Annotated in this window: 4 protein-coding genes; 3 read left to right on the top strand and 1 reads right to left on the bottom strand. The window is 26.2% G+C overall.

The window, feature by feature from the left end:
* Positions 1 to 240: 240 nt before the first annotated feature.
* The 3 genes from CLTEP_RS13595 (at position 241) to CLTEP_RS13580 (ending at position 2,923) form a co-directional block, all read left to right on the top strand.
* Positions 241 to 933, top strand: coding sequence for a hypothetical protein (locus tag CLTEP_RS13595; protein WP_066827583.1), 693 nt, complete (start codon positions 241 to 243; stop codon positions 931 to 933).
* Between the two features lie 144 nt (positions 934 to 1,077).
* Positions 1,078 to 2,113 (top strand): IS630 family transposase gene (locus CLTEP_RS14535; RefSeq protein ID WP_423230736.1). Its coding sequence is split into 2 segments (ribosomal slippage): positions 1,078 to 1,562 and positions 1,561 to 2,113, totalling 1,038 coding nucleotides; the frame shifts between segments, so codons are not numbered across the junction.
* Between the two features lie 270 nt (positions 2,114 to 2,383).
* A complete protein-coding gene (locus CLTEP_RS13580; protein ID WP_066827579.1) occupies positions 2,384 to 2,923 on the top strand; it encodes a hypothetical protein in 540 nt (179 codons plus the stop codon).
* A 239-nt stretch (positions 2,924 to 3,162) separates the two neighbouring features.
* Here CLTEP_RS13580 and CLTEP_RS13575 read toward each other — a convergent pair whose 3' ends face one another.
* On the bottom strand, positions 3,163 to 3,693 hold the full coding sequence (locus CLTEP_RS13575) for a transposase (RefSeq protein WP_066827577.1): 531 nt from the start codon (positions 3,691 to 3,693) through the stop codon (positions 3,163 to 3,165).
* Positions 3,694 to 3,829 lie beyond the last annotated feature (136 nt).

The following is a 3,829-nucleotide window of genomic DNA, read 5'->3' as shown; positions in this document are numbered from 1 at the left end:
AACTATTGAAGATATTAACTACTTAAATAAACGTACACAAATACGTTATTTATGATATATAAATTGTACTATGGAGGTGATAAAAAGTAAAGATTATTATAAAAATTTTTAACAATTATTAAAAAAAATATGCTTAGTCTTTTTTTGAAAAATCATATGTAATTAAGTGTAAAATTTGGCATTTAATTTTTGCTTGATAGATAGATCAAACTAGATTTTGCTCTTTAGAGCTGTAATTCGTTGAGTTTATTTGATGCTAGCGATTTATTTTGGTATACTAAAGTAATTAAACCTGTGGCTATTAATAAAGGAAATGAAGTAATTGAACCTAAAGGACTTAATATGGATGAAAAAAAAGTTCAGAAATGTATTACTTCTGATTATATTTGGCAAGGTCAAAACATAACTGAATATATATGGGTTGATAATATTGTAAGATATCCTACTGATTCAAATGGAACTGATGTTAATATGCGTATAGAAAAATATTATGGTTATGTTTACGAACGTAATTCACAGAATGTTTTGTCATATAAAACTACTTTAAAAATTAAAAATTGTAAAATGACCTTTGGATATTCAGATGAGTTAGAGAATTTAAATGTTGGTGGAATTACAAATGAAGGAGCTAATACTATAAAAGTTAGTTTTGATATTGGTTCTTTATTAAAATTACCAGATGGATGGTCCATAGATTTTATAAAAAGGGAAAAAACAACTGAGTATCCTATTAATTTATATCCTCAACATGCAGGATCTTGTCAAATAGCTGATGGTAAATATTTATTAGATGATGGTGATCACATGTATGCTGTAGTAAAATACAATGGTTCTGGAAATTTTGAAGTGCAATTTTCATTTGAGGTATATTCTCCATTCGAACAAGTCAACTATCCCGTACAAGCCACTATACAGAATATACCATTACCTTAATTGTAAAAATTTTGTTAAGTTAGTTATCTTCAGCTTTTAATGAAGATAACTAACTATATAAGTTCAATTAAAGTTTTTCCCTCTTGTCCAATAATCAGTTTATTATTATAATAATCTTAGATTATATAACAAAGGATGAGAGTGATGAATAAAAATAATGATAGAGAAAAAGCACTAAATTTAATGAAATCAACTACAGATAAAAGAATGTTTGAAAGATATCAATCAATATATTTACTTCTTTCAAATATGAAAATAGTTGAGGTAGCAAACATAGTTGGACGTAGTCCGCGTACAATAAAAAATTATAAAAGAGCATATCGTACTTTGGGTTTAGAAGGACTAGCAATGGGAAAATCTACAGGGCGTCCTAATCGTTTAACAGAAGAACAAATGCAACAATTAAAAGAATTAATATTAACTAAACTGCCAGTGGATGTTGATTTTCCAACTGAATTTAACTGGACAGCAGGTATAATCGCTAAATGGATAAAAAAAGAATATGGTATAGATTATACTATTGGAGGTACTGTAAATCTTTTAAAAGCATTAGGCTTAAGTTATACAAGACCAACATATACGTTAGCGAAAGCTGACCCTGAAAAACAAGAAAAATTTAAAAAAACATTTGAAGGTTTTAAAAAAACTATTAAACAATGAAATAGATCATATTTTATTTCAAGATGAATCAATAATTAGAGATTATCAAGCATTGAAAAGTACATGGTTTGAAAAAGGTCATCAAAGAATTATTCCTACTTATGGTAAGCATCAAGGCGTAAAGCTTATCGGAACATTGAACTACGAAACAGGTGAAATTTTTTGCATTGAAAGAAAGTGTTATGATGCAAAAGTATTTCTAGAATTTCTAAATATGGTGGTAAATAAATACCCTACGGGTAAAATTGCTATAGTACTTGATAATGCTAGGATTCATCATGCAAAATTATTAGAGGATTTTTTAAATGAAAACGCTAATCGCGTAGAACTTATTTTTTTACCGCCTTATAGTCCAAATTTAAATTTAATTGAGGGACTATGGAAATGGTTAAAGGAAAAAGTTGTTTATAATGTTTTCTATTCTTCTGTTAAAGAAATAAGACAAAATGTACATCTTTTTCTTAATGAAATAAATAAGTATCCTGAAAAAATTATTGATCGTTTGTGCTGCAAATTATAGTGCAAATCATTAATTGAACTTATATATTTCAGTTTGGTGTAAAATAGCAATAAAAAAGTACTTTTTAAGAGCATATTATATCTTAATCAAATAAAAAGTTATTAATATAAATGATAAAATGCTTATAGCATTTTGATTTTTTGTAAAATTTAAACATGAAAGGGTTTATTTGATGTGTTATATACATATAATGTATTGCAATAAGTTTTATGGTTTTCATTAAAGGTTAAATAATAATTAAAATTATTGAGGAGGATAAAAAAGTATATAATGAAATTTAAAAAGTTGATAAGTGTAATTATTATTAGTATAGTATGTATAACCATTGGTTATCAATATAAAACAAGCAATGATATTAAAAATGAGTTAAGTGGATTATATAGTTGGAATATTTATAACTTAGATACTATGTTTAAAGGAGATAATAAGAGGTTGATAAATACCAAAACTTTAAAATATAGTGAAGTTATTAAATATATTCAAAAGTACAGTGATAGGGCTTATCTTACAGCAGTTCTTCCATCTTCATGGAATATTCCTTTAATCAGATGTCTAAATTCTATTGAGAATGATTTTAATTTGATTTTAGTGTATATGGATAGAAATGAACCCATTGAAGAAATAAATAAAGTCAAAAATCAAGCTATAGAGAAAATTACTTTTTTAGAAAATTTGTTTGATTATATATATAAAAGTGCAAATGAAAATTATAAAGATAAATACTATGAACTTGAAAATGAAAATAATGATATAAATAAGAAAGTACTTAAAGAATTAAATGATTTCATTGAAAGTCATTCAATTTCTTAAGAAAATAATGGCTGAAACTCAGCTATGGACACTTATAAGAACATTTTAGGTAGAAAGGTGCACTCAAGGGTGCGCCAAGAAACCCCAGATAGCAAGTTCAGTCATTCTTCCTTCGCAAAAACCCTCTGGGTCAATGTCATAAAGCTATGATTCAATATTTTCACAGAATACACTTATTCTAGAATGTTATAGAAATTTAGATTTTCTTCGTAGAGTTATGTATACCGAAATAATGCAAATTATTTTGAACTTTCATTAGTATTAATTTTATATTCATATGTTAGATTTTTATCTTTATATTTTTCTTCAATTGCTTCATTAGCATCTTTTTTCGCTAGTGCAACCATATTTGCAAGATACATAGTAGCATAAAAATCTTGTTCTATTGCTATCTGTGTTTCACCCGTAAAATTCTCAATTTGATCTTGATTAGGAGCATTAATAACCTCTTTTAAAAATCTATTGCTGACTCTCATCAAATATTTTAATTGTTTTACTTCAAGAAAATTTATAAAATTTCTAGAGGGATACCCTCTATCAAATAATAATAAATCATTATATGTACCTTCTGCACACATTTTAATTATTAATTCTTCTGCTAGTTCTCTCTCTCCAGTTTTATAATCTATAATCATATCATTTTCTACATCATATAAAATAGAAGCTTTAGCACGTGCAATCTTGGAATTTTGGTTTTTAATATATCCAAATTTTTTTCTTAACTTTTCACTATTATGTAATTGTAACACTGTACCATCAATTGCTAACAACCTATATCATCTATATGTATTAAAAGGAGTGTTCTTATAAAACCATTTATTTACTTGATCTAGAAGATATACAAATGCTTTAGGTGAAACCTTTCGTCGAGCTTGAGAAAAAACTTGTTTAGTTATACTTACATCA

It is taken from the genome of Clostridium tepidiprofundi DSM 19306, assembly GCF_001594005.1.
Classification (GTDB): Bacteria; Bacillota; Clostridia; order Clostridiales; family Clostridiaceae; genus Clostridium_AC; species Clostridium_AC tepidiprofundi.
This window is presented reverse-complemented; position numbering and strand designations above follow the sequence as displayed.

Coding starts and splice junctions, on each gene's coding strand:
- CLTEP_RS13580 (WP_066827579.1), top strand. CDS start 2,384: ATGAAATTTAAAAAGTTGATAAGTGTAATTATTATTAGTATAGTATGT.